Origin of the sequence: Sphingomonas insulae, from assembly GCF_010450875.1 — a bacterium.
GTDB classification, from domain to species: domain Bacteria; phylum Pseudomonadota; class Alphaproteobacteria; order Sphingomonadales; family Sphingomonadaceae; genus Sphingomonas; species Sphingomonas insulae.
In genome coordinates this window covers 1581106-1605937 of sequence record NZ_CP048422.1, presented here as the reverse complement: position 1 = coordinate 1605937, position 24832 = coordinate 1581106, and the positions used below count along the sequence as shown (strand labels likewise).

32 protein-coding genes, 1 tRNA gene and 1 pseudogene are annotated in these 24832 nt (G+C 63.8%); 21 read left to right on the top strand and 13 right to left on the bottom strand.

Going from position 1 to position 24832, the window contains the following annotated elements:
• The first annotated feature begins 1 nt into the window (after window position 1).
• Together GTH33_RS18010 and GTH33_RS18005 are read left to right on the top strand one after the other, a co-directional pair.
• Complete coding sequence (locus GTH33_RS18010) at window positions 2-352, top strand: helix-turn-helix transcriptional regulator (protein ID WP_249055054.1); 351 nt, start codon at window positions 2-4, stop codon at window positions 350-352.
• Window positions 297-953 (top strand): substrate-binding domain-containing protein, encoded by a 657-nt coding sequence (locus GTH33_RS18005; protein WP_208404186.1) that lies wholly within the window; start codon window positions 297-299, stop codon window positions 951-953. Before GTH33_RS18010 ends, GTH33_RS18005 begins: the two co-directional genes overlap by 56 nt.
• Before the next feature lie 580 nt (window positions 954-1533).
• Here the strand turns inward: GTH33_RS18005 and GTH33_RS09155 are convergent.
• Window positions 1534-1767, bottom strand: coding sequence for a YozE family protein (locus tag GTH33_RS09155; protein ID WP_208404187.1), 234 nt, complete (start codon window positions 1765-1767; stop codon window positions 1534-1536).
• A gap of 135 nt (window positions 1768-1902) precedes the next feature.
• Between GTH33_RS09155 and GTH33_RS09150 the strand changes: the two genes are divergently transcribed.
• The 3 genes from GTH33_RS09150 (at window position 1903) to GTH33_RS09140 (ending at window position 3281) form a co-directional block, all read left to right on the top strand.
• Window positions 1903-2721, top strand: a complete 819-nt coding sequence (locus GTH33_RS09150; RefSeq protein WP_163956797.1) for a putative antibiotic biosynthesis monooxygenase — start codon at window positions 1903-1905, stop codon at window positions 2719-2721.
• Window positions 2722-2788: 67 nt separating this feature from the next.
• Window positions 2789-3031 (top strand): hypothetical protein, encoded by a 243-nt coding sequence (locus GTH33_RS09145; protein WP_163958146.1) that lies wholly within the window; start codon window positions 2789-2791, stop codon window positions 3029-3031.
• 70 nt (window positions 3032-3101) lie between these two features.
• On the top strand, window positions 3102-3281 hold the full coding sequence (locus tag GTH33_RS09140) for a hypothetical protein (protein ID WP_163958145.1): 180 nt from the start codon (window positions 3102-3104) through the stop codon (window positions 3279-3281).
• A 12-nt stretch (window positions 3282-3293) separates the two neighbouring features.
• On the opposite strand, the gene GTH33_RS09135 is transcribed toward GTH33_RS09140, so the two are convergent.
• Window positions 3294-4073: an EAL domain-containing protein gene (locus GTH33_RS09135; RefSeq protein ID WP_476749624.1), complete on the bottom strand. Its 780-nt coding sequence runs from the start codon at window positions 4071-4073 to the stop codon at window positions 3294-3296.
• Between the two features lie 539 nt (window positions 4074-4612).
• Here GTH33_RS09135 and GTH33_RS09130 point away from each other — a divergent pair.
• Window positions 4613-4900, top strand: a complete 288-nt coding sequence (locus GTH33_RS09130; protein WP_163958144.1) for a hypothetical protein — start codon at window positions 4613-4615, stop codon at window positions 4898-4900.
• 260 nt (window positions 4901-5160) lie between these two features.
• Window positions 5161-5556, top strand: coding sequence for a hypothetical protein (locus tag GTH33_RS09125; RefSeq protein ID WP_163958143.1), 396 nt, complete (start codon window positions 5161-5163; stop codon window positions 5554-5556).
• Window position 5557: 1 nt separating this feature from the next.
• Here the strand turns inward: GTH33_RS09125 and GTH33_RS09120 are convergent, their stop codons facing one another.
• The 5 genes from GTH33_RS09120 to GTH33_RS09100 all read right to left on the bottom strand — a co-directional run bounded on the left by GTH33_RS09120 (window position 5558) and on the right by GTH33_RS09100 (window position 11250).
• Window positions 5558-6184 (bottom strand): SOS response-associated peptidase family protein, encoded by a 627-nt coding sequence (locus GTH33_RS09120; protein WP_163958142.1) that lies wholly within the window; start codon window positions 6182-6184, stop codon window positions 5558-5560.
• Between the two features lie 109 nt (window positions 6185-6293).
• The gene (locus tag GTH33_RS09115) at window positions 6294-6875 is read right to left on the bottom strand and encodes a hypothetical protein (protein WP_163958141.1); all 582 of its coding nucleotides are present in this window, start codon (window positions 6873-6875) and stop codon (window positions 6294-6296) included.
• A gap of 91 nt (window positions 6876-6966) precedes the next feature.
• Window positions 6967-9039, bottom strand: coding sequence for a S8 family serine peptidase (locus GTH33_RS09110; protein ID WP_249055053.1), 2073 nt, complete (start codon window positions 9037-9039; stop codon window positions 6967-6969).
• Between the two features lie 520 nt (window positions 9040-9559).
• Window positions 9560-10828 (bottom strand): Y-family DNA polymerase, encoded by a 1269-nt coding sequence (locus GTH33_RS09105; protein ID WP_163958140.1) that lies wholly within the window; start codon window positions 10826-10828, stop codon window positions 9560-9562.
• Entirely contained in the window at window positions 10825-11250 is a 426-nt protein-coding gene (locus tag GTH33_RS09100; RefSeq protein WP_163958139.1) for a LexA family protein, read from the bottom strand. Before GTH33_RS09100 ends, GTH33_RS09105 begins: the two co-directional genes overlap by 4 nt.
• Window positions 11251-11675: 425 nt before the next feature.
• On the opposite strand from GTH33_RS09100, the gene GTH33_RS09095 reads away from it, so the two are divergent.
• Window positions 11676-11876 (top strand): hypothetical protein, encoded by a 201-nt coding sequence (locus GTH33_RS09095; protein WP_338054411.1) that lies wholly within the window; start codon window positions 11676-11678, stop codon window positions 11874-11876.
• A gap of 55 nt (window positions 11877-11931) precedes the next feature.
• On the opposite strand, the gene GTH33_RS09090 is transcribed toward GTH33_RS09095, so the two are convergent.
• Window positions 11932-12177 carry a hypothetical protein gene (locus GTH33_RS09090; RefSeq protein WP_163958138.1) on the bottom strand — a complete coding sequence of 82 codons (246 nt, stop codon included), beginning with the start codon at window positions 12175-12177 and terminating at the stop codon, window positions 11932-11934.
• A gap of 51 nt (window positions 12178-12228) precedes the next feature.
• Between GTH33_RS09090 and GTH33_RS18370 the strand changes: the two are divergent.
• A pseudogene (locus tag GTH33_RS18370) lies at window positions 12229-12369 on the top strand (HIRAN domain-containing protein); the annotation flags it as partial.
• Window positions 12370-12688: 319 nt separating this feature from the next.
• On the opposite strand, the gene GTH33_RS09085 reads toward GTH33_RS18370, so the two are convergent.
• Together GTH33_RS09085 and GTH33_RS09080 are read right to left on the bottom strand one after the other, a co-directional pair.
• The gene (locus GTH33_RS09085; RefSeq protein ID WP_163958137.1) at window positions 12689-12880 is read right to left on the bottom strand and encodes a DUF6961 family protein; all 192 of its coding nucleotides are present in this window, start codon (window positions 12878-12880) and stop codon (window positions 12689-12691) included.
• 19 nt (window positions 12881-12899) lie between these two features.
• On the bottom strand, window positions 12900-13118 hold the full coding sequence (locus GTH33_RS09080; protein WP_163958136.1) for a hypothetical protein: 219 nt from the start codon (window positions 13116-13118) through the stop codon (window positions 12900-12902).
• A 419-nt stretch (window positions 13119-13537) separates the two neighbouring features.
• Between GTH33_RS09080 and GTH33_RS09075 the strand changes: the two genes are divergently transcribed.
• The 4 genes from GTH33_RS09075 (at window position 13538) to GTH33_RS09060 (ending at window position 15741) form a co-directional block, all read left to right on the top strand.
• Window positions 13538-13801, top strand: coding sequence for a hypothetical protein (locus GTH33_RS09075; protein ID WP_163958135.1), 264 nt, complete (start codon window positions 13538-13540; stop codon window positions 13799-13801).
• Complete coding sequence (locus GTH33_RS09070) at window positions 13798-14481, top strand: hypothetical protein (RefSeq protein ID WP_163958134.1); 684 nt, start codon at window positions 13798-13800, stop codon at window positions 14479-14481. The genes GTH33_RS09075 and GTH33_RS09070 overlap by 4 nt, the downstream gene beginning before the upstream one ends.
• A 265-nt stretch (window positions 14482-14746) precedes the next feature.
• Entirely contained in the window at window positions 14747-15325 is a 579-nt protein-coding gene (locus GTH33_RS09065; RefSeq protein WP_163958133.1) for a tyrosine-type recombinase/integrase, read from the top strand.
• Between the two features lie 41 nt (window positions 15326-15366).
• Window positions 15367-15741 (top strand): DUF3768 domain-containing protein, encoded by a 375-nt coding sequence (locus GTH33_RS09060; protein ID WP_163958132.1) that lies wholly within the window; start codon window positions 15367-15369, stop codon window positions 15739-15741.
• 167 nt (window positions 15742-15908) lie between these two features.
• Here the strand turns inward: GTH33_RS09060 and GTH33_RS09055 are convergent.
• Window positions 15909-15998, bottom strand: a tRNA-Ser gene (locus GTH33_RS09055).
• A gap of 128 nt (window positions 15999-16126) precedes the next feature.
• Here GTH33_RS09055 and hspQ point away from each other — a divergent pair.
• The 5 genes from hspQ (at window position 16127) to GTH33_RS09030 (ending at window position 18251) form a co-directional block, all read left to right on the top strand.
• Window positions 16127-16507 (top strand): heat shock protein HspQ, encoded by a 381-nt coding sequence (hspQ, locus tag GTH33_RS09050; protein WP_163958131.1) that lies wholly within the window; start codon window positions 16127-16129, stop codon window positions 16505-16507.
• A 137-nt stretch (window positions 16508-16644) separates the two neighbouring features.
• The gene (rplU, locus tag GTH33_RS09045; protein ID WP_017979337.1) at window positions 16645-16941 is read left to right on the top strand and encodes a 50S ribosomal protein L21; all 297 of its coding nucleotides are present in this window, start codon (window positions 16645-16647) and stop codon (window positions 16939-16941) included.
• A gap of 30 nt (window positions 16942-16971) precedes the next feature.
• Window positions 16972-17241 carry a 50S ribosomal protein L27 gene (rpmA, locus tag GTH33_RS09040; protein ID WP_037534549.1) on the top strand — a complete coding sequence of 90 codons (270 nt, stop codon included), beginning with the start codon at window positions 16972-16974 and terminating at the stop codon, window positions 17239-17241.
• Between the two features lie 172 nt (window positions 17242-17413).
• Window positions 17414-17962: a GNAT family N-acetyltransferase gene (locus tag GTH33_RS09035; protein WP_243848432.1), complete on the top strand. Its 549-nt coding sequence runs from the start codon at window positions 17414-17416 to the stop codon at window positions 17960-17962.
• A gap of 100 nt (window positions 17963-18062) precedes the next feature.
• A complete protein-coding gene (locus GTH33_RS09030) occupies window positions 18063-18251 on the top strand; it encodes a hypothetical protein (RefSeq protein ID WP_163958130.1) in 189 nt (62 codons plus the stop codon).
• A gap of 1349 nt (window positions 18252-19600) precedes the next feature.
• Here GTH33_RS09030 and GTH33_RS09025 read toward each other — a convergent pair.
• Entirely contained in the window at window positions 19601-20458 is an 858-nt protein-coding gene (locus tag GTH33_RS09025; protein ID WP_163958129.1) for a metal-dependent hydrolase, read from the bottom strand.
• 62 nt (window positions 20459-20520) lie between these two features.
• Here GTH33_RS09025 and GTH33_RS09020 point away from each other — a divergent pair, with 62 nt between their 5' ends.
• A complete protein-coding gene (locus GTH33_RS09020; RefSeq protein ID WP_163959809.1) occupies window positions 20521-21138 on the top strand; it encodes a TetR/AcrR family transcriptional regulator in 618 nt (205 codons plus the stop codon).
• 396 nt (window positions 21139-21534) lie between these two features.
• Here GTH33_RS09020 and GTH33_RS18365 read toward each other — a convergent pair whose 3' ends face one another.
• A complete protein-coding gene (locus tag GTH33_RS18365) occupies window positions 21535-22542 on the bottom strand; it encodes a helix-turn-helix domain-containing protein (protein WP_420853554.1) in 1008 nt (335 codons plus the stop codon).
• A gap of 113 nt (window positions 22543-22655) precedes the next feature.
• Between GTH33_RS18365 and obgE the strand changes: the two genes are divergently transcribed.
• Together obgE and proB are read left to right on the top strand one after the other, a co-directional pair.
• The gene (gene obgE, locus GTH33_RS09010) at window positions 22656-23702 is read left to right on the top strand and encodes a GTPase ObgE (RefSeq protein WP_163958127.1); all 1047 of its coding nucleotides are present in this window, start codon (window positions 22656-22658) and stop codon (window positions 23700-23702) included.
• Entirely contained in the window at window positions 23702-24805 is a 1104-nt protein-coding gene (gene proB, locus GTH33_RS09005; RefSeq protein WP_163958126.1) for a glutamate 5-kinase, read from the top strand. Before obgE ends, proB begins: the two co-directional genes overlap by 1 nt.
• Window positions 24806-24832: the final 27 nt, after the last annotated feature.

Sequence of the window (24832 nt, the reverse complement as noted above, 5' to 3'; positions counted from 1 at the left end):
CGTGAACACCGCCATTCGTGAACTCCGGTTCAGCCCAAACCCGCAGGCTCGCAGTCTGGCGCTTGGTCGATCCTTTCTCGTCGCACTCATCTACGAGAATCCGAGTTCGACCTATGTCATGAACATCCAGCTAGGCATTCTCGACATACTGCGTCCGGCGGGCATGGAACTGCTAGTCCATCCCTGCCAGGGGGATAGCGCCACCTTCGTGAAGGATGTGCAAACCCTTATCGAACGGCAGCGCTTAGCCGGTGTCATTCTTCCCCCCCCTATCAGAGAACGAACGGCTGATAGCCATGCTTCGGGATGCCGGATGCCCTTATATCCGCATCGCCTGTACGGCGTTGGATGATGCTTCGGTCATGGTGGTAAGCGAAGATCATATTGGCGCGCGCCAGGCGGCAGAAAGGTTCCTCGCACTACGACATCGCGTGATCGCACTGGTACGAGGACCCGCAAGCTTCCGTTCGTCTCGCGAACGGGGCGACGCCTTCGTGGCCGCGCTGGCTCAACGCGGGATCGACGTCGCGGGGGCATATGACATTGAAGGAGCCTATACGTTCGAGAGCGGAGTCTCTGCTGGTCATCGCCTTCTTGAGCTTGCCGCCGCGCCAACAGCCGTCTTTGCCCTGAATGACGATATGGCTTTGGGCGTGATGCAGGCGGCAAGAGAGCGCGGATTGAGCCTACCCCGCGATCTTTCGGTCATAGGCTTCGACGATCTCCCGATGGCGGCAAGGGTTTGGCCCAATCTTACGTCGGTGCGTCTGCCTGTCGCGGCAATGGGACGTGTTGCGACAAGTAAATTACTGGCCTGCATCGGCAACGAGGTTAGCGCGGCTGATAGCCTAGAACCACCGACTTTAATTTTACGCCAGTCTGACACTTATCCTGGCATGGTTTTTCAAAAAGAATCTATTTTTTCATCTAATCGCAACAGAGAAATAAGGTAAGCCAGCCCTTAGTTTGCGGGCGGCAACTCAGATCGTCTATGAGCCAATGGCGGGGCACCGAGATGCCCACCCGAAAGCGGACGGGCCGCTTTCCCCCAAAAACAACCAGATCCAACTCATGACATTTGTGCATTTATGTCATGAGTCAAATGCCCAGGTTCGTATCGCTCGATCGGCGGCACTGCCCCATCCGATACTCCCGTCAATACCGAACCCATCTGACAGCGGCACCTGCGGGACTGGCCGAATAGGATAACTACCGTCCATCCGGCAAGGTGCAACGTGCCACAAGCCGGCTGTAGCTCTTGTCAGTCGGCTGGCAGGCTAGGCGTACACCTTGGACCTGCGAAGAGACGATCTGCTGGCTCCGGCCGGCGGCGAGATCGTCAAAAGTATATCTGACCAGTCGTGCTGGTCGACGGCACGGTTCGACGCTCTCGGAGTCAGGCGCCTGAATGCCGGCGACACGCACCCCCTCGCACGATCGGCACCATAAGGGGCCATCGCCATCATGAACGCACACGACTTCGCAGTTGAATGCCGGTAGCGCGGAGGCGGCCAACATCAAGCCGATCATCGATCAGACCGCCATCCAGTCGCTCTCCGCATCGTCGATTGCGGCGAAGGCGTCGCCATCGGCCTGTTGCTTGCGGAGGTGAGCCCGAACAGCCTCGGGGTCGCCCTCGCGCGGAAAGGTGCGATCGGCGCGAGCGGCTTCGGCGATGCCGTCCACCCAGTCGCCGCGGTTCCGTTGCGTCAGCAGCCATCGGCCGAACGCAACCTGCAGCCGATCATCGTCATTCTGCTCGATCATATGCATGTCTCCATCGCGGCCGCCGCCTGCCACTGATTGTTTGTTCATTCAATGTTCTTGCGAATAGATCCGGGATCGGCGTAGCCTTGGCCATCGCCGGGCGCCCGGCGCATCGAGAGCAACAGAAGCCCCAGCATGGAGCACGATTTCCAGCTCCGTGGAGCCGCACGTGCGATTTACGACGCCTGCTATCCGACTGAGGAATGGGCACCGTGTGGATTCGAAGAGGCTGAACGGTTCGGAACGGTTCATTACTGGCAGGCCGTCGGCGCGGCACAGGAGGCACGGTTGGCACTGACGGCCAAGCAGGAACGGCAACTGCTCCTGTCGGTAGTGCTCCGAGAGATGCATCGCCTGCGGGAACTCGCCAGGCGTTCAAGGGTCAGGCTGCGTATGCCTAGCTCGCCTCCCTCGCCAGCCGCCTTCGTCATCAGCCGCGTGATGCGGCCAGGACATGAGGAGGCATACGACCCGTGGGCAGCGTGCGTGATCGCTGCGGGTCAGGTCGATGAGCACTTCGTGTCCGCTGTGCGTCTCGATCAGGCTGGCGCGCTTCATCACCTTGTCTTGCAGTTCGCCGACGCGGCTGCGTTGAAGCATTGGTCCGAGCAGGAACCCTATGCCGGTCTGGCGTCGGAGGCGGATGCGTTCTCGGTCGGGCTGGATCAGAACGACAGCGGTGCGATCATGTGCTTCGACCTGCCAAGCGAGGTGGCGGCGAAGAAGTGGAAGACGGCGCTGGTGACGTGGCTGGGCGTCGTGCCGACCTTGCTGATCGTCAGCAGCGTCATTGGATGGGTATTGCCCAACGTCCCGCGCGTCGTTCAGCAGGTCATATCATCGGTCTTGCTGACATCGGCGCTGACGTGGCTGATCCTGCCCCGCGTGCGCGGCTGGTCAAGGTTCTGGATGATGCAGAACGAGCGCGGAGATCTGCGAAAGGAACCAGGCTGACGCGCGAGGCGGCGCTCCAGCCAGCCCCAGATTCGAATCTCCAGGACGGCAGGCGGATGCTTTCGTCATGGCGAATCACATCCACAGGCCCGAAGAACTTGGCGATCTGCTGGCGACGCTGCTGACCGGTGCCGCGGGCGGCACGAAAGAGGTCTGGGCGACGAAGGTCGGCGTGGTCGAGAAGCTGCCGATCGCGACGAACGTCCGTTCGAACTGGCAGGTCACACCATCGGGAAGAGCCGATGACAAGAAGGCCATCAGCCAGGCGGTCGACATTGTCCGGGCGCAGCACCCTTACGTGGCGGGATAGCCAGCCCGGCCGGGTCCGATGTGGCTGCCAGACCGTTGAGCCTCCACAACGGGAGGAAGCGATATGGCCGATGATCAACAGCACGCGCGAGACGCCGCAGGGGGCTCGGACGAGGCGCGCGGAATGCATCCGCTTGACGATGGAGAAGTCGGGTGATGCTGACGGCGACAACAAGGATGTCGGCAATCCCCAGGAGGATCTGAATGCGAAGGACTTGAAGGGCGTCGTCAAAGATCCGCTTGAGCAATAACCTTGTGAGTTGCTAGGCGACGGCGGCAATACTCTCGGAAGGCATGATAACTGCCGGAAGGCAGCGGAAGCCCGGCCGGGCAAGAAGATAGCCTTGGATATACCGCACGCCAAGTGCGCGAAGGATGTCGTACTCGGCGAGAGTTTCTATGCCTTCGGCGATGACGGTGATGTTGAGTGCCTCCGCGATGCGGATTACTCCCTCGACGATCATCCGGCGAGGCATGCTCTGCTCGATTCCGCGGATCAGATCCATGTCGAGCTTGATGTAATCGGTCTGGAACTTCGCGAGCAGGCCAAGGCCAGCATGACCAGCGCCGAAGTCGTCGATCGCGGTTCCGAAACCCATCTTCGCATAAGTCTCGACGATCCTCTTTACGTGATCGGTGTCTGCCATCTCCTCGTTCTCCGTGAACTCGAAGATCAGGCGATCCGTAGGAAAGCCGCTCGATCGAGCAGTCTTGAGGGTCAACTGGATGCACGCCATGGGCGAATATACGGCATTGGGTAGGAAGTTGATCGACAGCCGAGCGTCGGTCTTGAGAATCCCGGCGGCCACCGCGCCTTCGATGGCAGCGACACGACACTGCTGATCAAACGCATAGCGGTTCTCAGGCGTGACCGAAGTCAAGACTTCCGCAGCGCCAGTGCCATCGGCTCCCCGCACGAGCGCCTCGAACGCGAACGGTCGGCCAGTTTCGACATCGGCAATCGGCTGGAACGCCATGGCGATGTCGAACACCTGATGGTCCGACCGACAGCCCTGACAGCCTGTTTCCGTTTCTTTCATCATGGCTAAAAAGCTAATCGGACGATGCTAAGGCTTTGTGAATCAAGCAGCCTTCTGTAATTCCGTTGCTGTGCTTGCCTTGCGCCGGCGTACGTGTTCCCATGCTCATATGCCCCAGCGCATTCTAAGCCAGCGTCAAAGACTGCAGGAGCATCTAGAGGACGCCTTAGTTGAGGCGGACTCGTTGCAGGCACATGCGGTAGCTGCACTCGTCAGCGAAGCGTTGGACGCGCTGACTGACCTACCGGACATCAAGTCATTGGATCAGTGAATGGTCGATCAGCAGAGTGCGTGGTCGCGTATGTCAGCGACAGGCTGCTCCAGCACGATGGGCATGCAAATGATCGAACGTTCGAGCAACGAAACAACACATGATGGCAGTTGACGGAGTTGAGAAGCGGGTTCCAACCTCCGGAAAAAAGGCGGGAGCGTGAATGCCTGGGGACCTAAGTGTGCAAGACGCCGCCAGAAGAGGCGATCCAGTCGGTCTGATCCAGACCGCCAGGCGCGCAATTTTCGAAGCATCAGCTATCGCTTCACACATGCCGCCGGGCTTCGCCCCATCTACGTCGGCCTACCTGTTGTTCAGCCTTTTCGTGGCTGAAGAAGCATCCCGGTGCGTCGAGGCTGATGGTCTTGATCCGCTCGGTAACATGTCCAGCAAGGTTAGGAAGCGGTGGGTCAACGCCCTGTCTGCAGCTGGGCTGATCGAGCAGCGAGGTTGTTTCTTGGAACTGACGGCCGACGGATATGCCAAGGTGACGGACATCCTTAGCGCCATGCTTCACGGTGGCGAAATGCTCGACGAGGCGCCTGCTTTCGGCGGGTGACACCTACGAAGCGAGCCTTGAGGGACAAGACGGCCCCGATCACCAGATACGCGTGCGATCGGGACCGTCCTGCTGTCCGTGTGGCCGGATGGCTCACCTGAGTGTCATAAGGCAGCTTGGTTAGCACTTGGTAACCACCCAAGGCCCAGCCGGCCGGTCGTTAAGAGACTGCCTAATTGTGGCAATGGCGGGAACTGCGGATCGTCCCGTCCGCTTGAGCCTTCCCAGTGCGATCATGCGCGCGGACACGGAGCCTGGATATGTCACTCAAAGATGTCGTTGATGGTGCTGCCAGCGCTGTCGGTTCTGTTGCTGCGGTTGCCGCTGATCCGATCAACTCGAATACGGAGCGGTCGGCATTGCTCGACAAGCTGCGTCAGGCCCGAACTGCGTTCGACAGGAACCAGTCGACGCAGACTGGCGGCCAGTGGCTCGCAGCTGATGACGCCGGGCGCGTGGCATTTACACCTACCCGTCCGGATGGCCAGCAGATGGTGATTGGCGGACAGGCCGTCACGTTTTGGCAGGTGGGAGAGATTCCGGCGATGCTCGACGCCTTCGAAGCGGCAATCAACGCCGGTGAACTCGACCCGCAGCTTACAGGCTCGACCCCCGCGGGGCATTCGCTGTCGTTGGAGCGTCTTGCGCAGCGGTGACCTAGGTCTTGCTGCGGGTCGGGAACACCGGTCCCCGCACCGTCATCTTGTCAGCCGGGCACGGTTGTTGAAGCGATACCACATCGTCGTAGCTGTCACGTAGCCATCGGCTCCAATCCGCCTCATGCAGGATCGTGATCATAGCCTTTGGGTGGATCGGCTCGACGAGTTCATTCGGATCGCAGGTCACTATCGTGAACCCCTGCCCCTTCGCCGTCTGCTGCCAGAAGCCGGCGACCGCAAATACGGGCAGGTCAGGCACTGAGAACCACATCTCGCCCTTGATCGGCTTGCCCTTTCCGACCTGGTGGCGGTCAGGTGTCCATTCGCAGAATTCAGTCAGCGGCACGAGGCACCGGTTCTCCGGCTTTTCAGCAAGTCGGCGCCACTGCGGCAGCCCGAGGTTGCGGACGTTGGTCATTAACCAGTTGCCAGCGCCGCCCAGCACGTCCCACAGCATGACGTCGACGACGCGCCGGTCGCGTTCCTCGCGGACGACGAACGCCTTCTCGTCAGGGTATAGCTCGTGCGGATCCTTGTTCGGCCGGACGACGTTCTGCGCCCAGCTCGCGCCGAAGCGCTCGAACAGGGTTTCCGGTTCGCTGCATAGGCGGGCGCGGTTGCACATCAGACCATTCTATCCAGCTGATAGCCGACCACAAGTTGGACGCTACGCTGACTGTCGCCGCGATGACACCGATCATCAATGCGGCGACAGAGGCCCAGCGCCAAGCTACTTACATGAACGCATCGCCAATAGAACGGACGAGCCACTCACCACCATCGTCCTTTATAAGTGCAAAGTTCTGATGCACGGCTTCGTCGCTCTGCGCTGAAATTAGGTAAACCGTGAAGTTCAGTGCGTTCTTAGCCGGCTTCTCCCACTTCGAGACGCGCAATACGTCAACGCAACGGTTTTTTGAATGATACTTCATGCTGCCCACTGCGGAGGCGCCCTTGAAGTCAGCCGACCACGTTGAAGGCTTTTCTGCTTGACGGTTAATACTATTCCAAGCGCTGTTGTCGGTGGAGCAGGCGCTTGTCATCACGAGTTTGTCTATTAAAGGCTTCGCTTCTGCTCTATCCGCTGCAATTTGCGCCTGCAACGGTAATGCCAAAGCTTGGGCTTGAGCGGCTTTCTGTTCTGGGCTCTGCTGATTGATAGACATCGGCGACATCTTGGCTACCTGCCCATTCGCGGCACCACGCATAGTGCCGTTCACGCGACCCAAGAAGTCGTTCGCTTTAGACAAGAAGCTTTGAGCTGACGCGCCGCTTGCAGCCGACAGAAGCAAGGCCATCGCAACGAACTTTTCCATAATGACTCCTCGTGGGATGTAAGACCATTGAGTTCTAGATCATCGCTTTTGGTTGATCGTGAAACTCGGATTGGCAATTGGACAGTGGTGATCAGAAGTGCGCGTTCCAGCCGGCGAGCGCGCTAGTGGAACCGTTTGCGATGTCCTGCATCATTCCGATGCGGAAGGACGACCGTACGCCACCGGTCGAGTAGCCGGTGGTCAGCTGCAGGCGGCGCTCGCCTGCAAGGCTTGCCTTGGTGGTACGGTAGACCAGCGACTGGTTGGTCAGGTCATATCCTGTCCCGTACGTCAGCTTCGCCGAACCAGATTCGATCGAGAGCGGCTGAGCGACGCCGAAAGACAGCAGGCCGCCGAGCATCTGGCCGGTCGCCTGGAAGCCCAAACGCGAGCCGAGGATGCCGGTCGAGCCGGTCACCAGCGACGCCGCATCGATCTTGAGGCGGGTGATGCCGAGCGAGCCGTAGCTCTCTAGGTTCCAGCCCTCGGCGATGCCGAAGCTGTGGTGCGCCTCGATCATCATTGTGCGGGCACCGCGACCAAGACGCAGCGCGCCTTTGCCCGTGGGCATGCCCATGATGGAGCCGCTCTCGTCAATATACGAAATGCGCATGTCAGTGTGCGACGTCGACCAACCGACCGTCACCGCGTTGGCCGCACTGCCGAAGCTACGGCCTGACGACATCATCAGGCCGAGCTTGCCGCCCGCCATGTAGCGATCGTAGCCGAAGCTGGTGTCTGCCTGGGGCACGTACGCCAGCACGCCGTCGGCGAAAGGCGCGAGGCCCATTACGTCCGATTGGAGCGAATCCGACGAGTTCCAGGCGGCGTGGAAGCCGTCCTGTCCGTGCACGAAGGCCATGCTGCCGGCCATCGCCTCGGTGCGCACCTGATCGGCACCCGGGCCGAAGCGGTTGGTGGCGTAGCCGAAGCTGCCAGAGAACCCGCCGAACGAGACGTCGGCGTGGCTGTTCATTTGGCGCACGCGGCGCTCGATGCGGCGGTCGGCGGCCAGCTGCGGCTTAATCACCATTCCGGCGACCGAACCCGTGTAGTCGCGGCCGAAGTCGTCAAGGACGGTGACGTTGGAAAGCGCCGTCTGCAGCGAGCCCGCGCCCATCGCGGTTGGCACGCTCATGACCGAGGTCTGGACGCTGCTCTGGGTGGTGCCGTTCGATAGTTTAGGATTAATCGGAGCCAGCGCCGCCTTGAAGTCGACGAGGCCCATGCCGTAAATCTCGTCAGAACCGGGCGCGCCCAGATCCTTGGCGGTGCTGAGGATGACGTCGCCAGCCTGCTGACCGGTCAACTGCGGCCACTTGGACAGGATGTCGGCTGCGAGCGCCGCCACGCTCGGCGTTGCCGAGCTGGTGCCGGAGAAGACCCCGATGGAGCCGTCGACCTTCGTCGTTACGTTCGAGCCGATCGCCGCCACGGTCCGGTCCTTCATGGTGCCGGCCTTGTTCGAGTAGCTCTCGATCTGATAGGAGTTGAGGGCTGGCGAGAGCGCGACCACGAACAGGACCGCCTTACGGTTCTCGTCGTTCACCCACTCGGCGTTGTACGGATTGGCGGCCCCGAAGTTACCCGCCGAGTTGACCAGCAGGCCGCCCGTCGCGCCTAAGCGGGTTGTCGCCGCGGTCCAGTTCGCGCTGCCGCCGACCAGCGAGCTGCTGACGATCTTGATGCCGTTGTTGGCGGCGTAGAGGATCGCCTCGTCGGTGTGCCAGAGCTGCTCGGCCTGCGTCTTCTCGTCCCAGTCGGCGACGCGCAGCGCAACGATGGTCGCATTGGGCGCATAGCCGATCGTGCCCCTGCCGTTCGCCGCGGCCGCGAGGACGTTCGCGACCGCCGTGCCGTGGTCGGAGGTGGAGCTGCCGAGCTCATTGCGCTTGGTGCGTGTGCCGTCGGCCGCGATCAAGTAGCCGAAGTCCTTGGACAGGTTCATGTCGATGCGGCCGTCGAGCTCGCCGTTGACGTTGACCACGCCGTCGTCGATGACGGCGACCTTCACGTTCTGGCCGGTGAACTTGGAATCGAGCGCGTAGAGCGCGCCCATGAACTCGTTCGCACCGTAGTTGCGGCGGAACTCGGCGGTGTCGTTTACCGAACGGATCGGCTGCTTGTCTGACGGCGTGATCACGTAGCCCGGCGGCGGCGCCACCGGCGCGGAGTATACCGGCTCCGTGGGGTGGGGGTGGGGGTCGGGGTCGGAGTAGGCGTCGGAGTCGGGGTGGGCGCAGGCGCCGGAGTTGGCGTTGGAGTCGGGGTGGGCGCAGGCGCCGGAGTTGGCGTTGGAGTCGGGGTGGGCGCAGGCGCCGGAGTTGGCGTTGGAGTCGGTGCAGGCGTCGGTGTCGGTGCAGGTGTCGGCAAAGGAGTCGGCGTCACAACCGGAGTAGGAGTAGGTGTAGGTGTAGCATTTGGAGAGCCGCTGATCGGGCCATTAGGAGCTACCGATCCCGACGAGTTCACGCCGCCACCGCCGCCACATGCGCTAAGCGCAAGCACAGCAGCGCCGCACAGCAACCGCCCACCAGTCTTCATTGTTTAAGCCCCCGATATTCGACCTGCGGGATACACGCAGGAAAATTGGGGCAGCGTTACGAACTTCGGTTTACGCATCCTTACTTCTGGCATGGCGCAGCGGTCATTTTCTGCGTCGACTATCCTTCGCGAATTGCCGGCTATGCCTTCACGGTAGGCAACTCGGCGATGCTAGTCGTCCATGCTGGCGACCGCATCTCTGACCGGAGCTTCCATTCGCGCCTGAACCCCTGCGATGCCGTCACAGCGGTCCACTTGCCGAACCTGCCGTTGATCTCGTCGAGCGCGCTCATCAACCGATCGCGCTTGCCAGTGTCCTCGTCGAACAACGTTCGCGGTCGCATGTCCGCGGCGATTAGGTCGTCGAGCATGATGCCCGCCTTCGTGTAGGCGTAACCGTCTCGCCACGCCCGTTCAGCACCGCGACGCGCCGCGGCGATCAGTTCAAGCCTGTCATTCGTCATCGGGTGCAAGGTCACCGTGCGCGACCCGGCATATTGCGGCCGGTCGGGCTTGTGGCGGTTGGTATGGAAGAAGGCGGTCAGCCTGGCGGCGACGAGGCCGTGGTGTCGCAACTTCTCGCCAGCGCGCAGGGCATATTGGCTGAGCGCGCCCATCAGCCCGTCGAACGTGGTCACCGGCGTCCCGAAGGACCGCGTCACGGCCATGCCCTTACGCTGGGGCGCGACCATCTCGACGGCGGCCGACGGGACACCGCGCAGCTCGGCGACAAGACGTTCGAGCACGACCGTGCCGACCGCACGCGCTTGCTTCATCGGCATATCGCGCAACGTCCCAGCCGTCGTGATGCCAAGATCGGTCAGCTTGCGGGCCGTGGCACCGCCAACGCCCCAGACATCCCCGACCGGGAAGGCATGCATTACCTCATGCCGGACGCCCTCGTCACGAAGATCAGCCACCCCGTTGAAGCCTGGGTTCTTCTTGGCTGCGGCGTTGGCGAGTTTCGCCAGCGTCTTGGTCTCGGCGATGCCCACGCAGGTCGGAATCGTCGTCCATTGGCGTACCTGATCCCGCATCTCGTGTGCGTGGGCGACCAGATCGCGATCCTCGAAGCCGGCGAGGTCGAGGAAGGTCTCGTCGATCGAATAGATCTCGAAGTCGCGGGCGAACGCCTCGCATGCCGCGATCACCCGGCGCTGCATGTCGCCGTAGAGCGTGTAGTTCGATGACAGGACACGGATGCGATGCTGCCGCACCTTGTCGCGCAGATGGTGGATAGGATCGCCCATCTTGATGCCCAGCGCCTTCGCTTCGGCCGAGCGCGCGATGGCGCAGCCGTCATTGTTCGACAGGACAATCACCGGCACACCAACGAGGCTGGCGTCGAATGCCCGCTCGCACGAGACGTAGTAGTTGTTGCAATCGATCAGCGCGATCGGCGTGGTCATGCCATCTTGCGGGCGACACCCACCACGACGCCCCAGATCTCGACATGCTCATCGACCAAGATGTGCGAATAGCCCTCTGCCTCGGGGATCAGCCAGTACCGACCGTCCATGTGGCGCAGACGCTTTAACGTCCGGTCGCCATGCACCAGCGCCACAACGATGGCGCCAGATCGCGGCGTCTTTGCGCGGTTCACGACGATGAGATCACCATCGTTGATGTCGGCGCCCGCCATAGACTGACCGTCCACCCGCATGATGTAGCTGGCGGCAGGATGCTCGACGAGCCAGGCGCCAAGGTCGATCGGCTCTTCCATGTCGTCTTGTGCGGGTGACGGGAAGCCAGCGGGTGTGCGGCACAGGAAGAATGGCACCTCGCGCTGCACCAGTTCGTACGGTATTTCGTGCAGCCGCAGCGTGGTCATCTCGATTCCCTCGGTTGAGCGCATTGTAACGCCCGTCGGAACGAAAGAGGAACAGGGAATCCGATGCGCTTCGCCGCAGGACGCTGAACATGGTCAGGCGATCAGCGTTAAACCGGCCATGCACCTCGAGGAACACGCCGCCCCTGCCCGCCATCATCAGCATCGTGCCCGCATCAGGCTCAAAGTCGGCCGACGGTCCGCGCTCCAGGCGGACGTTGCGATCAATTCATCCGGCCTCCTGGCAATCGGCGGGTTGGTATCGTCGGTCCTGCTCTTACGGCAGTGATCGTCCGCGTCGCTAGGAAAGGCGATAATCATGCGAAGGACTGGCCACGCGAGCTACCATCCCGGTCATGACATGATCGTCATTTGACGGGGCGTTGGCGCGGACGCAGCATTGATTTGCCCGATCAACGAGCGGGAGGATGTTGATGCGCAAACTTCTATTCACGGCGGCCAGCGTGAGTCTGCTGGTAACCGCCACCCCGTCGATCGCCGCACCTTGCAAGGACGCGAAGGGCAAGTTCACGAAATGCCCACCGAAGGGGCCGGTCAAGGCAACGCGCTGCAAGGCCGCTAACGGTAAGTTCGCCAAGTGCGGCACACCGGGCGCGAAGCCGATCTAGGCGATAATCGGGCTGGCCTGGCGGTACCTGACCAGCCCACAACTTGAGCTAGGTTTCAGCCTTTTGCAGTGAGCGGAACGGAAGCACGCAACGTTGTCCGCGGCGCGTCGGTAGACTGGTGATCGGCGCGCTCAACGTGTCGCGTGGCGTAAAGACGTCGAAGGATCAGCGCCAGATCGCGCTCGGTCAGTTTCGAGGCTGCGTCCACTGTGGCGCCTTCCGGCAACGGTTCAACGAAGGCCGCGAGCCGATTGCAAGCGGCGCCCAGCTCGGGATCGAAGGTATCATCGAAGTCTGCCATTGATGGAACGTATGTCTTCCGCGAAGACTCGCAAGATCATAGACCGCGCCGATGCAGGAACTCACCCTTGCCGTAGTCGGCATCGACTTTCCGAATGCGGACGGTAGCAACCGTCGGTCCGAGGCGATGATGACGTTGCCTGGAGAATCCGTCGAACTGATCCCGGAGCCTAAGAACAAGCATGACAGCAACGCCATTGCGGCGATTAGCCCACGCGGCGTGCAACTTGGCTACATCACGCAGAGCGGGCACCGTACATCGGCGGGCGCATGGCTTGCGAAGATGCAGAGGCGTTCTTCCAGGGGCTGGATGGTGGATCAGCTTCATTCGGGTCCGGTTGGTGGTGGCGCGCCGACGCTGCCGCCGCAATCGGACAAGCCACCTTTACCGCAACGGCCACCACAACCGCCGCGGCGGTCGGAGCCGTATGACCCGCACGCCTTTCACCCGGATGAAGAAGGGCCGGATTGGGGAGCATTGATCTCGAAGAGCGGCTGCAGATGGGGAAACTTCAGGGACGCGCGCCGACGTCCTGACGAAGAAGATCATATTTCGCCGCGACCGCCTTCCACAACGCGACCGCCTCCCATTCGCCAGCGAGGGCTGCGCCGCCGATTCGCTCGGCGATGTGTCTCGCGCCTTCACTCCCGTAATTCTGTTCGACATTCAGTGCGATGGCCCATAGCTCGTGATCTGAAGCCATCGCGTCCAACTGTGGCCGGTCACCGCCGCCCGAAACCCGCAGTGCTGTTCTCGCCATTGTCTGTCCGGTCGCGGCCGGCCAGCACGTTCTCCAGCTCGTCCAGCGTGTGCGGCACGTCGAGATGCTGCGCTCCAAAGAACAGGCGCGATCCATCGGCCTCGGGAACTGCGTGGGTCAGCTTGTCGATGTCCACCAGTGCCTTGCCCGACGGCAGCATCTCGATTTGTATGAACCGCATTATCTTCTCCCAGCAATAGCTTTTGGCGCGAAGTCAGGCTTACCGCACCTGTGACCGACAGCGCTGCCCAATCAAGTAGTGGAACGGCGTCATTACAAGTGTGAAATGGCGCCTCCTTGCTCCTTTGGTACGCTTGCCCTACGATAACGGGGCACTGCGTGAAAGCCGCAGTGCGGGGCGTGGAAACCTCTTTAGGCTGCTCGGTCGCGTTTTACGGGGCCGGGTGGCATGCGCGCATGTCCAGCCGGCAACGGTAAAGGCGCATGCGCCTGTGCCTAACAGGTTTCCAACATCCGGCTTCGGCCGCCGCCCCGAGTGGACATACGGGTGGCGCAACGAGCCTGAGGCCAGCGCTGCCCCAACCGGGGAACCTCTGCATGCGCTTTGTTGTCGACCTCTTTAGATTTATCATATTGGCTATGTGTGCCATCGCCCTTGTCGGCGCGGCACTGCTCGTCTTCGCTGCCATCGATCATTCCAGCCCCTTGGGGAGCGGCCTGACGACTACCATCGTGTTATTTGCGATCGCCGCTTTGGCGCTGCTGGTGCTCAACATCGGTGGCGTCGCAATCCTAATCTCGATCCACGACCGTCACGTCGAAATCGCCGACAATACCGGGTCGATCGCATCGTCACTGGCATCGCTAGCCGATCGCGCACTGGTCCAGGAGGCGCGGCGATGAACGGATCGTCAAAGCATACTCTCTATGGAGTGATCTTCATCGCGGTCTGCGTGCTCGTTGCCGGTGTCCTGTATGCCGTCGTTCGATCACCGGCACCGACCGAGATCATAGAGAACACGAGCGTCGACGATATGCGGGTCGATCTACCCGAGGCCAATGGGATGCCCGAAGCCAACGGCAATGTCAGCACCGTCAGCACACCAACCTCACAAGAAGACAGCACCGACGGCAGCGTTCAGCCGGGACGGTGTGGTATGGAGGAATGCAGTTGGTCGAAGGCGCTATCGCGTGACTTGGTCCAGACTGACCAGCGGGGCCGGTTGATCAAGGTAACGCTGCTCGGCGGCTCATCGCGCAGCGAGAAGGCACGAATCACCTGGAACGACCGCCCGCACGACGTCTACGTCTTTTGCTCGACTGCGCTTCCCGCTGTCATGATGGAGGCGGATGGGCAATGGCAGGTCGACGTACTCGACTTCATCGACGGCGTACCGGGTGTATTGCAAAGCTCCGAAGCGATCTATGGCGAAACCTGCCATGGAGGCGACAGTCGCTTTCCAAGTGACGCTGAGGCGCTTGGCTATGCTCACATCGATGATGAGCGCGAGGACATCCAAGTTGACCGGCCAACCGACATCTTCGCAGCCGCAAGCCCGCCGCAGGGGTCCAGCGGCCTCTAGCGTCGCGCCGCCATCTCGCACGCCTCCCCAGTGGTCCCGCCGCAACCTTAAGGCCAGACCTCGCTGGCTTTGTTGAGTGGCCGACGGTCGCCCTCTGACACCATGACTAACGACATGCGGGGGACGTGAGACAGGGGTCACACGTCCCGCTGCACCGGCGCCGCGATACGACTGAATAACCGCAATATCGTTGCCTTACACGATAGCGGACGCGACTCGCCCCCTCTCGCAAGCTGCCAACCCACCTCACTATCCGGAGTTCTATATGCCGCAGCCTGCTAAGGTGCTGGGGGCCGCTGACGTGCGCCTGCTGTTACGCCACGTCATCGGTCACCGCCATTCGTGTCGCAATCAGACGATGATCCTGTTGAGCTTCAAAGCCGGGATGCGCGCCTGTGAGATCGCCGGTCTCGATTGGCCCATGCTGCTGTCAGCAACTGGCCGGCTTGGCGAGCACATCTACTTACACGCCCATATCTCGAAGAACGGGACTGCGCGGCGCATCCCCCTGCATCCCGACCTCGCGGCATCCCTACGCCGCCTTCACGCTGTGTACGGTAAACCACGCGATGGCCCTGTGATCCGCTCGGAGCGCGGCCGGCATATGACAGCCCACAGCGTCGTGAACTGGTTCGGCAGCGTCTATGCAGAGCTAGGCTTCGCCGGCTGTTCGTCGCATTCGGGCAGACGCACCTTCATCACCCGGTCGGCACGACTCCTGCCTCGCAGCGGCGGATCGCTTCGCGACATCCAGGAACTCGTCGGACACCGCGACCTAAGTACCACGCAACGGTACATTGAGGGCGACCGCGACGCCCAGCGCAAGCTGATCCGCCTGATTTAACCGGCGTCCAACTTCATCATCAACGAACAGGAGTAGCAACCATGATTGGAAGCGAACGGAATAAGTGCGTCCACGCCACATGCAGTCACAATGATCGCCGGAGGCGCATACGTGATCTCAACGATGGTCTTAGGCGCTATGCCCGCGCCGGGATCATATGCGTCACGGCAGGTGTACAGGCGCTCGGTGCTGAGGGCGTTGAAGCTGCCTTGCTCGGTGTTCGCGACTTCGACGCCTTCACCCCAGACAACGATCCGTACGACGAACATGACTTCGGGTCGTTCAAAGCTGCCGGTGAGCGGATGCTATGGAAGATCGACTACTACGACCGTGAGCGGCGCTTCGGGTCGCCTGATCCTGCCGACCCCGCCGTCACCACACGCGTCCTGACGATCATGCTCTCGTCGGAATACTAATCAATGAAAGCCGTGAGTCGCATGCTGCCGCCAGGATATGAGGAGCCGACAAGGCTGTTATCCCTGGAGATGTCCGCGGGTGTTCGCCCCGAGCCAAACCGAAAGTGGGCAAAGAAGTGGGCAAAAGCCGCTACTTCACTAAAAAAGCCAATGGAAACAGGGAGATCTGGCGGAGAGGGAGGGATTCGAACCCTCGGTGCCCGCAAAGGCACGCCGCATTTCGAGTGCGGTACAATCGACCACTCTGCCACCTCTCCGCAGAAGACGTTTCCAAGCCGCAAATGGGCGAGGTCGGTCGGTCGAGGGCGCGCCTCTAACGGGTTCGTTTTGCGGTGGCAAGCGCCGTTCCGCTTGTGCAGCGCAGAAAGGCCACTAAATTGCTGGTATGCCCCGCCATGATCCCATCGGCACGTCCTCCCTGGTCGAGATCGACCCGCCGGCCGTCGCACACGCACGTTTCTCGATCGGCGAGGTCGTGCGGCATCGGGTGTTTGATTTTCGGGGAGTCATTTTCGATGTCGACCCGGTGTTTGCGAATACCGACGAATGGTACGAGGCAATTCCGGAATCGGTGCGGCCCGCGAAGGACCAGCCTTTTTACCATCTGCTCGCCGAAAACATGGAGTCGAGCTACGTCGCCTATGTCAGCCAGCAGAACCTGGTGCCGGACGACAGCGACGAACCGATCGACCATCCGGCGATTCCCGGGCTGTTCAACGATTTCGCGGACGGGCGTTATGCGCTGCGCCGGGAGCACCGCCACTAGGGCGGCGCAATTCGGCCTTTCCCGCAGAATCACGGCGGCGAGAGGTTGACAGGCAGACGGCTTTTCCTTAGCTGCCACCCCTCATCCCGCCGGGGCTACCCGAGCGGGTACATGTTTTTTGGGAAGTGACTAGAGCCATGTTCGCAGTCGTGCGCACGGGCGGCAAGCAGTATCGCGTCGCCGCCGGAGACAAAATCGTCGTCGAAAAGCTGGACGGCGAAGCCGGCGCATCGATCACGCTGGGTGACGTCCTGCTTGCAGGCGAAGGCTCGGAACTGAAGAGCGTCGAGGGTCTCACCGTTGCCGCCGAAATCGTCGCGCAGGCGAAGGGCGAGAAGGTCATCGTCTTCAAGAAGCGTCGCCGTCACAATTATCGCCGCAAGAACGGTCATCGCCAGAACCACACGATCCTCAAGATCGTTTCGGTCGGCTGAGCCCAGCGCAGCGAACAGGAGTAGAGCAGCATGGCACATAAGAAAGCAGGCGGTTCGTCGCGCAACGGTCGCGATTCGGCCGGTCGTCGCCTCGGCGTGAAGAAGTTCGGTGGTCAGGAAGCGATCGCCGGCAACATCCTCGTGCGTCAGCGCGGCACCAAATTCTATCCGGGCGCCAACGTCGGCATCGGCAAGGATCACACCTTGTTCGCGCTCGTCGACGGTCGCGTGGCGTTCCACGAGGGCAAGCTCGGCCGTAAATTCTGCTCGGTGCAGATTATGGCGGAAGCCGCCGAATAATCGGGTAACCGGACGGGTTGCCCACCAGGGTGACCCGGGTCCCTCCGCAGCGGGGGACCAGCCAACAAGGGAGACGGGTCCGCCCCGGCTCCCTTTTTTCTTGCTCCCCCAACCGATTGTCCCTGCCGCGTCACAGGCGCGTGGCAGCGGCGTGGCCAAGGAGAGAGCAAGGATGTTCGCGCGCACCAACAGACTGACCTTGCGGCCCGCGTGGCCGGAGGATGCGCCCACGCTGGCGCAGGCGATCGGCCACGAAGTGGTCACGCGCATGCTGATGCGCGTGCCATTCCCCTATGACGTCGCCGATGCCGAGGCGTTCTGCACCCTGCCGCGGGGACCGCATGAGCCCCGATTCCTGATCGAAGCGCACGATGGTCGCGCACCCACGCTGATCGGCGGCATCGCGATCGACGATCTGGGCGGTGGCGACATGCTGTTCGGCTATTGGCTGACACCGTCTGCCTGGGGACGCGGCTATGCGACCGAGGCGGGGCATGCCGTCGTCGCGATGGCGCGCCACGCGCTGCCGATCGATCGCCTGACCGCATGGCACTTCACCGACAACCCCGCATCCGGCGCCGTCCTGCGCAAGCTCGGCTTCCGCGCGACGGGGGGGACGATGATGAAGACGTCCGTCGCCCGGCGCGAGCCCGCAGCGGCCACCGGCTACGCGCTCGATCTGGCGGAGGAGGATCGACCGACCATGCGGATCGCAGCGTAACCCTCCCAGCGGCGGCGCCATGCCGGCCAGCGTTGGGACCTTGCGAACCGGCCGACGGGGAGCGTGAACCGATCACGGCGGACGCCGCCACCACAAGTCCTTGCGTTCTTCGGCATGGCGGTTCGCCAGCAATTCCACGTCGGGCGCGGCGCTGCGCGAACCTGGCTCTGGCGCGACCGAGGGGACGATGATGGAGACGTCCGTCGCCCGGCGCGAGCCCGCGGCGGCGACGGGCTATGCGCTCGATCTGACGGAGGAGGACCGACCGCCCATGCAGATCGCGGCGTGATCCTCCCAGCGGCGGCGCCATACCGGCCAGCGTCGGGACCCTGCGAACCGGCCGACGGGGATCGTGAACCGATCACGGCGGACGCCGCCACCACGGGTCCTTGCGTTCTTCGGCATGGCGGTCCGCCAGCAATTCCGCGTCGGGCGCGGCGCTGCACAAACCCGGCTCCCGCGCGACCGGGGCGATGATGATGAAGACGTTCGTCGTCCGGCGCGAGCCCGGCAGCGACGGGCTATGCGCTCGATCTGGCCGAGGAGGACCGACCGACCGTGCGGATCGCGGCGTGATCCTTCCAGCGGTGGCGTCATGCCTTCAAGCGTCGGCACCCTGAGGGTCGGCCGACGGGAATCGTGAACCGATCACGACGGACGCCGCCACCACGGGTCCCAGCGTTCTTCGGCATGGCAGTTCGCCAGCAATTCCGCGTCGGGCGCGGCGCTGCGCGAACCCGGCTCCCGCGCGACCGGGGGGATGATGATAAAGACGTTCGTCGCCCGGCGCGAGCCCGGCGGCGACGGGCTATGCGCTCGATCTGGCGGACGAGGACCGACCGACCGTGCGGATCGCGGCGTGATCCTTCCAGCGGTGGCGTCATGCCTTCCAACGGTGGCACCCTGCGGATCGGCCGACGGTGGTCGCGAACCGATCACGACGGACGCCGCCGCCACGGATTCCAGCGTTCGTCGGCATGGCAGTTCGCCAACAATCCCGCATCCGGCGCGGCGCGGCGCAAGCTCGGCTTTTGCGCGAGCGGGGGACGATGATGAAGACGTTCGTCGCCCGGCGCGAGTCCGTGGCGGTTCGCGCGCGATGCCGACGCCGAGGCGGGTCGAATCGCTGCGCATGGACGAGACTAACAGTCCGCCGAGCTTGAGGCAGTCGATCGCGTCGACATAGCCGGCGAGCACCGACAGGCCGGCGGCGCGGGTCCAGACGCGACTGGGGTGGTGGCGCAGGGGTGGAATTTCGGGACGGTCGCGGGGTGGGGTTGAGGGAGGATGATGGTGGGGCGCTTCCCGCGCCTTACTCCTATCCTTACGCAGGCGGGATTCATGCTAGCTGGCCGTGATGAGACCCACGCCGTTCGGCGGCTATGGATTCCCGCCTCCGCGGGAATGACGAGGGAGGTGGCGAGGGATTTCGGTCTTCGCGACAATGACGAGGGAGGTGGCGAGGCGACAGTCCTTTCCCTACCGCGCCTTCGGCCCCGCCCCGGCCCGTCATTCTGGCGAACGTCTGGTCCCATGAATGCGAGCGACGGTGGAGTTGCGCGCCCTCGCCATGTCATTCCCGCCATGGGTCCCGGCGTTCGCCGGGATGACGAAGCAGGCGGGAAAGCAACCGCTTCGCTACGCCACCGCCGCTTTGGGGAGCACGGCGGCCTCGTAGTCGCTTTCGGCCAGTCCGATCAGCGCGCGGTCGTCATGCTTCCACGGGTGGAAGCCAGGCAGGAAATAGGCGGCCCAGACGCCCGCGATCTTGCGGGCCATGCCGGGGTTGCCGAACGCATACCAGAACAGCCGCGCCCATATCTTCGGCCCCGACAGGCCGTCCTGGCGCAGCAGTTCGAGCATCCCGCGCGTCCGGCCGCTGAAGAACCGCCATGTCGTGATCAGCATCACCAGCGATTTGATCCGCCACCGCGTGAAGCGCGACCATTCCTGCGTCGCGTGCAGCCAGGTGTCGTAGGCGACGCCCTTGTGCTCGATCTCCTCGGCGGCATGCCACAGCCAGAGGGCCTTGGCCTGCTGCTCGCCGCCGGCCAGATGCCGGGGATCGGCGATCAGTTCGTGCGCGAGCATCGCGGTGAAATGCTCCAGCGCCGTGGTCGCGGCGAGGCTGGCGATCGGCGGACGCCCTTTCGTCAGCGCCAGTGCCGCATCGACATCCCGATCCAGCAATCCGACATCATAGCCCTGGTCGACGACATGACGGTTGAAGGCGACATGTTCGCGGGTGTGCAGCACCTCCTGCTTGATGAAGGCGTTGATCTCGGCCGTCAGGCGCGGCGACGTGCCGTCGCGGAATTTGCGGACGCTGTCGACGAAATAGCCCTCTCCCTTCGGAAAGGTGACCGACAAGGCGTTGTAGAAGGCGGTCGCGATCGGATCGTTGTTCAGCCACCAGCGGCCCATCCGCGTGCCGCGGCCGAAGCGGCGATCGCGCGGCGTGATGATCAGATCATGCGGGGTGGTTGCTTTCGCCATGGAATCCTCCGAACACACACAATGACGTTATATACTGACATCAATGTAAATAGGCCCCTGCCCTGACCACCGCAACCCCCGATGCTCCGCCACGCCGCCGCCTGTCCCCCGCCGAGAGCCGGGAGGCGGCCCTGACGGCTGCGCAGCTGCTGCTGATCGAAAGCGGTCCCCAGGCGGTGACATTGAAAGCGGTGGGCGGGCGGATCGGCCGGACGCACGCCAACCTTCTGCATCATTTCGGGTCGGCCGAGGGGCTGCAGCGGGCATTGATCGCGCGCATGGCGACCTACATCACCTCGACCATCCGCGATGCCGTGCTCAGCAACCGCGAAGGCGACGGCGATCCCGATCCGCGCCGGATCGTCGACCTGGTGTTCGACGCCTTCGACAGTGGCGGGGCGGGTGCGCTGGCCAGCTGGATGATCCTGTCCGGCAATCGCGATGCGCTGGACCCGATCCTGTCGGCGGTGCACGATCTGGTCGACGAACTCGCCGTGGGCATGCAACCCGCCGGGCGGCCGATCCAGGACGAAACGCTGCACCTCGTCTTGCTGGCGCTGGGCGATACGCTGCTCGGGGCGCCGATGGCACGCGCGCTGGACCTGCCGCGCAGCAAGGCGCGCGACCTCGCCGTGGCCATGCTCACCGTCGATCCGGATCGGCGCGGGCATTGCGATTGACCCGATCGCAATAGCGGGTGGCACCGCGGCAATGCCCGGACCCCTGCTTTCCCATCCCCGGTCAGGCTATAGGCGGCGGTTCGGGACAGAGGGGCCAGCATTGTCGTTTCAAGGTCTTGTCTGCAATGTGGTCGGTCACAAGCGTATACGGCGCCGCGTCTGGTCGGACGGGTCGCGGTGGCGTTGCAAATGTGATCGATGCGGGGTCGCCCTGGCGAAGCCGCAGCAGCATGGACAGTGGATGACCCTCGATCGAGCCGAACGCGACGTCAGCAACGGTTGAACGCGGGGGAGGATGTTCGGAGTGGTGGACGCCTTGCGCGTCCACCAGAGATGCCGTCGGCCGGTGTCGCGATGGGGGTCGCGGTGCGGGTCGGCGGCTTTTCCGTTCGTCCGCTACGGACGCGGGATGCCGTGCAAGGCGCGATAGTCGCCGGGCGTGAGGCCATAGACCTCGCGAAAGGCGCGCCCCAGATAGGCGGCGTCGCAAAAGCCCCAGCGTTCGGCCAGTGCGGCAATCGTGTCGCGATCGCCGTCCCGCAACGCGGTGGCGACCCGGGCGAGCCGGCGGGTGCGGATATACGCCTGCACGCCCCCTTCGTCCTGCAACAGGCGGTATAGCGTCGAGCGCGATACGCCGATCATCCGGCTGAGCCTGACGGTGTTGAGCGAGGGCGATCCCAGATGCTGCTCGATCGCGGCGCATAGCTGGTGGCGAAGCCCACGTTCGTGCTGCCCGCCATCGGCCGGCACGCCGCCGACGCTGGCGCAGACCGCCATCGTCAGCAGATCGACGATGGTGCGGGCCAGCAACGGCCCGCTGCTGGCGGGCAATCGATCGGCATGCTGGCGGATCATCGCCATGTGCGACACCAGCAGCGCAGCCTGTTCGGGCGCGACGACATGCCCGTGCAGGCTGCGCACCGACGGCAGCATCTGTTCCGCCACGGCGCGGGGCAGCGCGAAGCCCGAAGTGACCGAAGCCTCCGACGCATGCCGGCCGATTTGTGCCATGTCGGCGAGCACGATCGATCCGGCGGGCGCGGCCACAATGCGCCCGGCCATGTCCCCCCGTGCGGCACCACGATGGCGAACGTTCACGACGATGTGGTCGCAACCGTCCGCGACGATGTTGCTGCGTTCGCGGCTCCATTCCTGCGCGGAGAATTGCGATCCGCCGACGCTGAGGGGGCCAAGGTCGATCCGGTCCATGGTGACCGCGAAGGGCTCGACGGGCCGCGTGTCGAAGCGCTTGGCATAACCGGCGATATCCGCGTCCCGCCAGCAGCGATAGCGTTCCCCCTCCGGCAGCGCATCGCTTGCGAAGATACGGGTCCAGGCGAGCGTCGGCGGCGATCCCGCCGGGGGCGGCGCGTGCGCGATCGATTCATGCGCGTGTTTCACCAACCGGCCATAGCGGCACCATCCCGACGCTCCAATGCCCCAGTGCAACCGCACCGCCCTGCCGCGGGACAGGCAGGGGTGGCCGTTCGCGCCCATCGCGCTAAAGAGGCGTCATGCATTTTCTCGATCAGGCCAAGATTTTCGTCCGCTCCGGCGCGGGCGGCCCCGGCGCCGTCAGCTTCCGGCGCGAAAAGTTCATCGAATATGGTGGCCCCGATGGCGGCAACGGCGGCAAGGGCGGCGACATCATCTTCGAATCGGTCGCCGGGCTCAACACCCTGATCGACTTTCGCTACACTCAGCATTTCCGCGCGCCCCGCGGATCGGGCGGTTCGGGCAGCAACCGCACGGGCGGCGGCGGCGACGACCTCGTCATCAAGGTACCGGTCGGCACGCAGATCCTGTCCGAGGACAAGGACGAGGTGTTGCTCGACTTCACCAGGGTCGGCCAGCGCGAGATGTTCCTGCGCGGCGGTGACGGCGGCCGCGGCAATGCGAGCTACAAGACATCGACCAACCGCACGCCGCGCCAGCACGGCACCGGCTGGCCCTACCAGGAAGCCTGGGTCTGGCTGCGGCTGAAGCTGCTCGCCGATGCCGGCCTCGTCGGCCTGCCCAACGCCGGCAAGTCGACCTTCATCAACGCGGTCACCAACGCCCAGGCCAAGGTCGGCGCCTATGCCTTCACCACCACCCGCCCGCAGCTGGGCGTCGTGCGTCACAAGCAACGCGAATTCGTCGTTGCCGACATCCCCGGCCTGATCGAGGGGGCGGCGGACGGCGCGGGCATCGGCGACCGCTTCCTCGGCCACATCGAACGCTGCCGCGTGCTGCTCCACCTGGTCGATGCGAACGACGACGATGTCGCCGAAAGCTATCGCATCGTGCGGGAGGAACTTGCCGCCTATGGCGGGGGGCTGACCGACAAGCCGCACGTGATCGCGCTCAACAAGATCGATACGCTCGATGACGAGCTGGTCGAGGCGCTGTCGGCCGAGCTGGCGGAGGAAAGCGGCGCGGACGTGATCCCGCTGTCCGGCGCGGCCGGCACCGGCGTCGACTGGGTCCTCGACCGCCTGCTCGAGGCGATCGGACCGGGGCCGGAAACGGTGCCGGACAATGACGAGGGCGAAGACGAGCTGACCTGGTCGCCGGTCTAGTGACCCTCTTTCCGCCCTCCGCCTGTCCCCGCCTGATCGTCAAGGTCGGATCGGCGCTGCTCGTGACGCCGGATGGCGCGGTGCGGCGGGCGTGGCTGGCGACCCTGGTGGCGGATATCGCCGCGCGGGTCGCGGCGGGGCAGCAGGTCGCGATCGTGTCGTCCGGGGCGATTGCGCTGGGTGCGCGCCGGCTCGGCCTTGCCAGGGGAGGACGCGCCAGCCTGGAGGATGCGCAGGCCGCCGCCGCGACCGGGCAGATCGCGCTCAGCCAGACCTGGGCCGAGCTGCTCGGCGACCATGGCCTGACCGCAGCGCAGATGCTGGTGACCCTCGACGATCTGGAGGACCGGCGCCGCTACCTGAACGCGGCGGCGACGCTGGGGCGACTGCTCGGGCTGGGCGTGGTGCCGGTCATCAACGAGAACGACAGCGTGGCGACGGAAGAGATCCGGTTCGGCGACAACGACCGGCTCGCGGCACGCGTCGCACAGGCCGCAGGCGCGCAGGGCGTGGTGCTGCTGTCGGACGTCGATGGCCTGTACGATGCCAATCCGCATACCCATGCGGACGCACGGCACGTCGCGATGGTCGAGCGGATCGATGCCGTGGCCGACATGGCGGACGGCGGATCCGCATCGGGCATGGGATCCGGCGGCATGGTGTCGAAGATCGCGGCGGCGCGGATCGCGACGGCGGCAGGCGCGCACCTCGCCATCGCCAGCGGCCGGCTCGACCATCCGCTCGCCGGCGAACAGCTACACACGTTGTTCGTGGCGGAACGCGCCGCCACCGCGCGCAAGGCCTGGCTGGCCGGCGGACTGACCGCGCGCGGCGCACTGCACGTCGATGCCGGCGCGGCCCGGGCACTGACCGCCGGCAGCAGCCTGCTCGCGGCGGGAGTGACGCGGATCGAGGGTGCGTTCGCACGCGGCGACCTGGTGACGATCAACGGCCCGGACGGCCCGCTGGCGCGCGGACTGTCGGAATATGACGCGGGCGACGCGATACGGCTGGTGGGGACGCGTTCGGACGAGCAGGCGGCGATCCTCGGCTATGCCCCGCGGAGCGCGCTGGTGCATCGCAACCACATGGCGCTGGTGTGACGATAGCCCCGCCCCCGCGCCGGGGAA

What these genes read in the sequence shown, in the direction of transcription:
- GTH33_RS18005 (WP_208404186.1), top strand. Translation starts at nt 297, where the DNA reads ATGCTTCGGGATGCCGGATGCCCTTATATCCGCATCGCCTGTACGGCG.
- GTH33_RS09155 (WP_208404187.1), bottom strand. Translation starts at nt 1,767, where the DNA reads ATGATCGAGCAGAATGACGATGATCGGCTGCAGGTTGCGTTCGGCCGA.
- GTH33_RS09150 (WP_163956797.1), top strand. Translation starts at nt 1,903, where the DNA reads ATGGAGCACGATTTCCAGCTCCGTGGAGCCGCACGTGCGATTTACGAC.
- GTH33_RS09145 (WP_163958146.1), top strand. Translation starts at nt 2,789, where the DNA reads ATGGCGAATCACATCCACAGGCCCGAAGAACTTGGCGATCTGCTGGCG.
- GTH33_RS09140 (WP_163958145.1), top strand. Translation starts at nt 3,102, where the DNA reads ATGATCAACAGCACGCGCGAGACGCCGCAGGGGGCTCGGACGAGGCGC.
- GTH33_RS09135 (WP_476749624.1), bottom strand. Translation starts at nt 4,073, where the DNA reads ATGATGAAAGAAACGGAAACAGGCTGTCAGGGCTGTCGGTCGGACCAT.
- GTH33_RS09130 (WP_163958144.1), top strand. Translation starts at nt 4,613, where the DNA reads ATGCCGCCGGGCTTCGCCCCATCTACGTCGGCCTACCTGTTGTTCAGC.
- GTH33_RS09125 (WP_163958143.1), top strand. Translation starts at nt 5,161, where the DNA reads ATGTCACTCAAAGATGTCGTTGATGGTGCTGCCAGCGCTGTCGGTTCT.
- GTH33_RS09120 (WP_163958142.1), bottom strand. Translation starts at nt 6,184, where the DNA reads ATGTGCAACCGCGCCCGCCTATGCAGCGAACCGGAAACCCTGTTCGAG.
- GTH33_RS09115 (WP_163958141.1), bottom strand. Translation starts at nt 6,875, where the DNA reads ATGGAAAAGTTCGTTGCGATGGCCTTGCTTCTGTCGGCTGCAAGCGGC.
- GTH33_RS09105 (WP_163958140.1), bottom strand. Translation starts at nt 10,828, where the DNA reads ATGACCACGCCGATCGCGCTGATCGATTGCAACAACTACTACGTCTCG.
- GTH33_RS09100 (WP_163958139.1), bottom strand. Translation starts at nt 11,250, where the DNA reads ATGACCACGCTGCGGCTGCACGAAATACCGTACGAACTGGTGCAGCGC.
- GTH33_RS09095 (WP_338054411.1), top strand. Translation starts at nt 11,676, where the DNA reads ATGTTGATGCGCAAACTTCTATTCACGGCGGCCAGCGTGAGTCTGCTG.
- GTH33_RS09090 (WP_163958138.1), bottom strand. Translation starts at nt 12,177, where the DNA reads ATGGCAGACTTCGATGATACCTTCGATCCCGAGCTGGGCGCCGCTTGC.
- GTH33_RS09085 (WP_163958137.1), bottom strand. Translation starts at nt 12,880, where the DNA reads ATGGCTTCAGATCACGAGCTATGGGCCATCGCACTGAATGTCGAACAG.
- GTH33_RS09080 (WP_163958136.1), bottom strand. Translation starts at nt 13,118, where the DNA reads ATGCGGTTCATACAAATCGAGATGCTGCCGTCGGGCAAGGCACTGGTG.
- GTH33_RS09075 (WP_163958135.1), top strand. Translation starts at nt 13,538, where the DNA reads ATGTGTGCCATCGCCCTTGTCGGCGCGGCACTGCTCGTCTTCGCTGCC.
- GTH33_RS09070 (WP_163958134.1), top strand. Translation starts at nt 13,798, where the DNA reads ATGAACGGATCGTCAAAGCATACTCTCTATGGAGTGATCTTCATCGCG.
- GTH33_RS09065 (WP_163958133.1), top strand. Translation starts at nt 14,747, where the DNA reads ATGCCGCAGCCTGCTAAGGTGCTGGGGGCCGCTGACGTGCGCCTGCTG.
- GTH33_RS09060 (WP_163958132.1), top strand. Translation starts at nt 15,367, where the DNA reads ATGATTGGAAGCGAACGGAATAAGTGCGTCCACGCCACATGCAGTCAC.
- hspQ (WP_163958131.1), top strand. Translation starts at nt 16,127, where the DNA reads ATGCCCCGCCATGATCCCATCGGCACGTCCTCCCTGGTCGAGATCGAC.
- rplU (WP_017979337.1), top strand. Translation starts at nt 16,645, where the DNA reads ATGTTCGCAGTCGTGCGCACGGGCGGCAAGCAGTATCGCGTCGCCGCC.
- rpmA (WP_037534549.1), top strand. Translation starts at nt 16,972, where the DNA reads ATGGCACATAAGAAAGCAGGCGGTTCGTCGCGCAACGGTCGCGATTCG.
- GTH33_RS09035 (WP_243848432.1), top strand. Translation starts at nt 17,414, where the DNA reads ATGTTCGCGCGCACCAACAGACTGACCTTGCGGCCCGCGTGGCCGGAG.
- GTH33_RS09025 (WP_163958129.1), bottom strand. Translation starts at nt 20,458, where the DNA reads ATGGCGAAAGCAACCACCCCGCATGATCTGATCATCACGCCGCGCGAT.
- obgE (WP_163958127.1), top strand. Translation starts at nt 22,656, where the DNA reads ATGCATTTTCTCGATCAGGCCAAGATTTTCGTCCGCTCCGGCGCGGGC.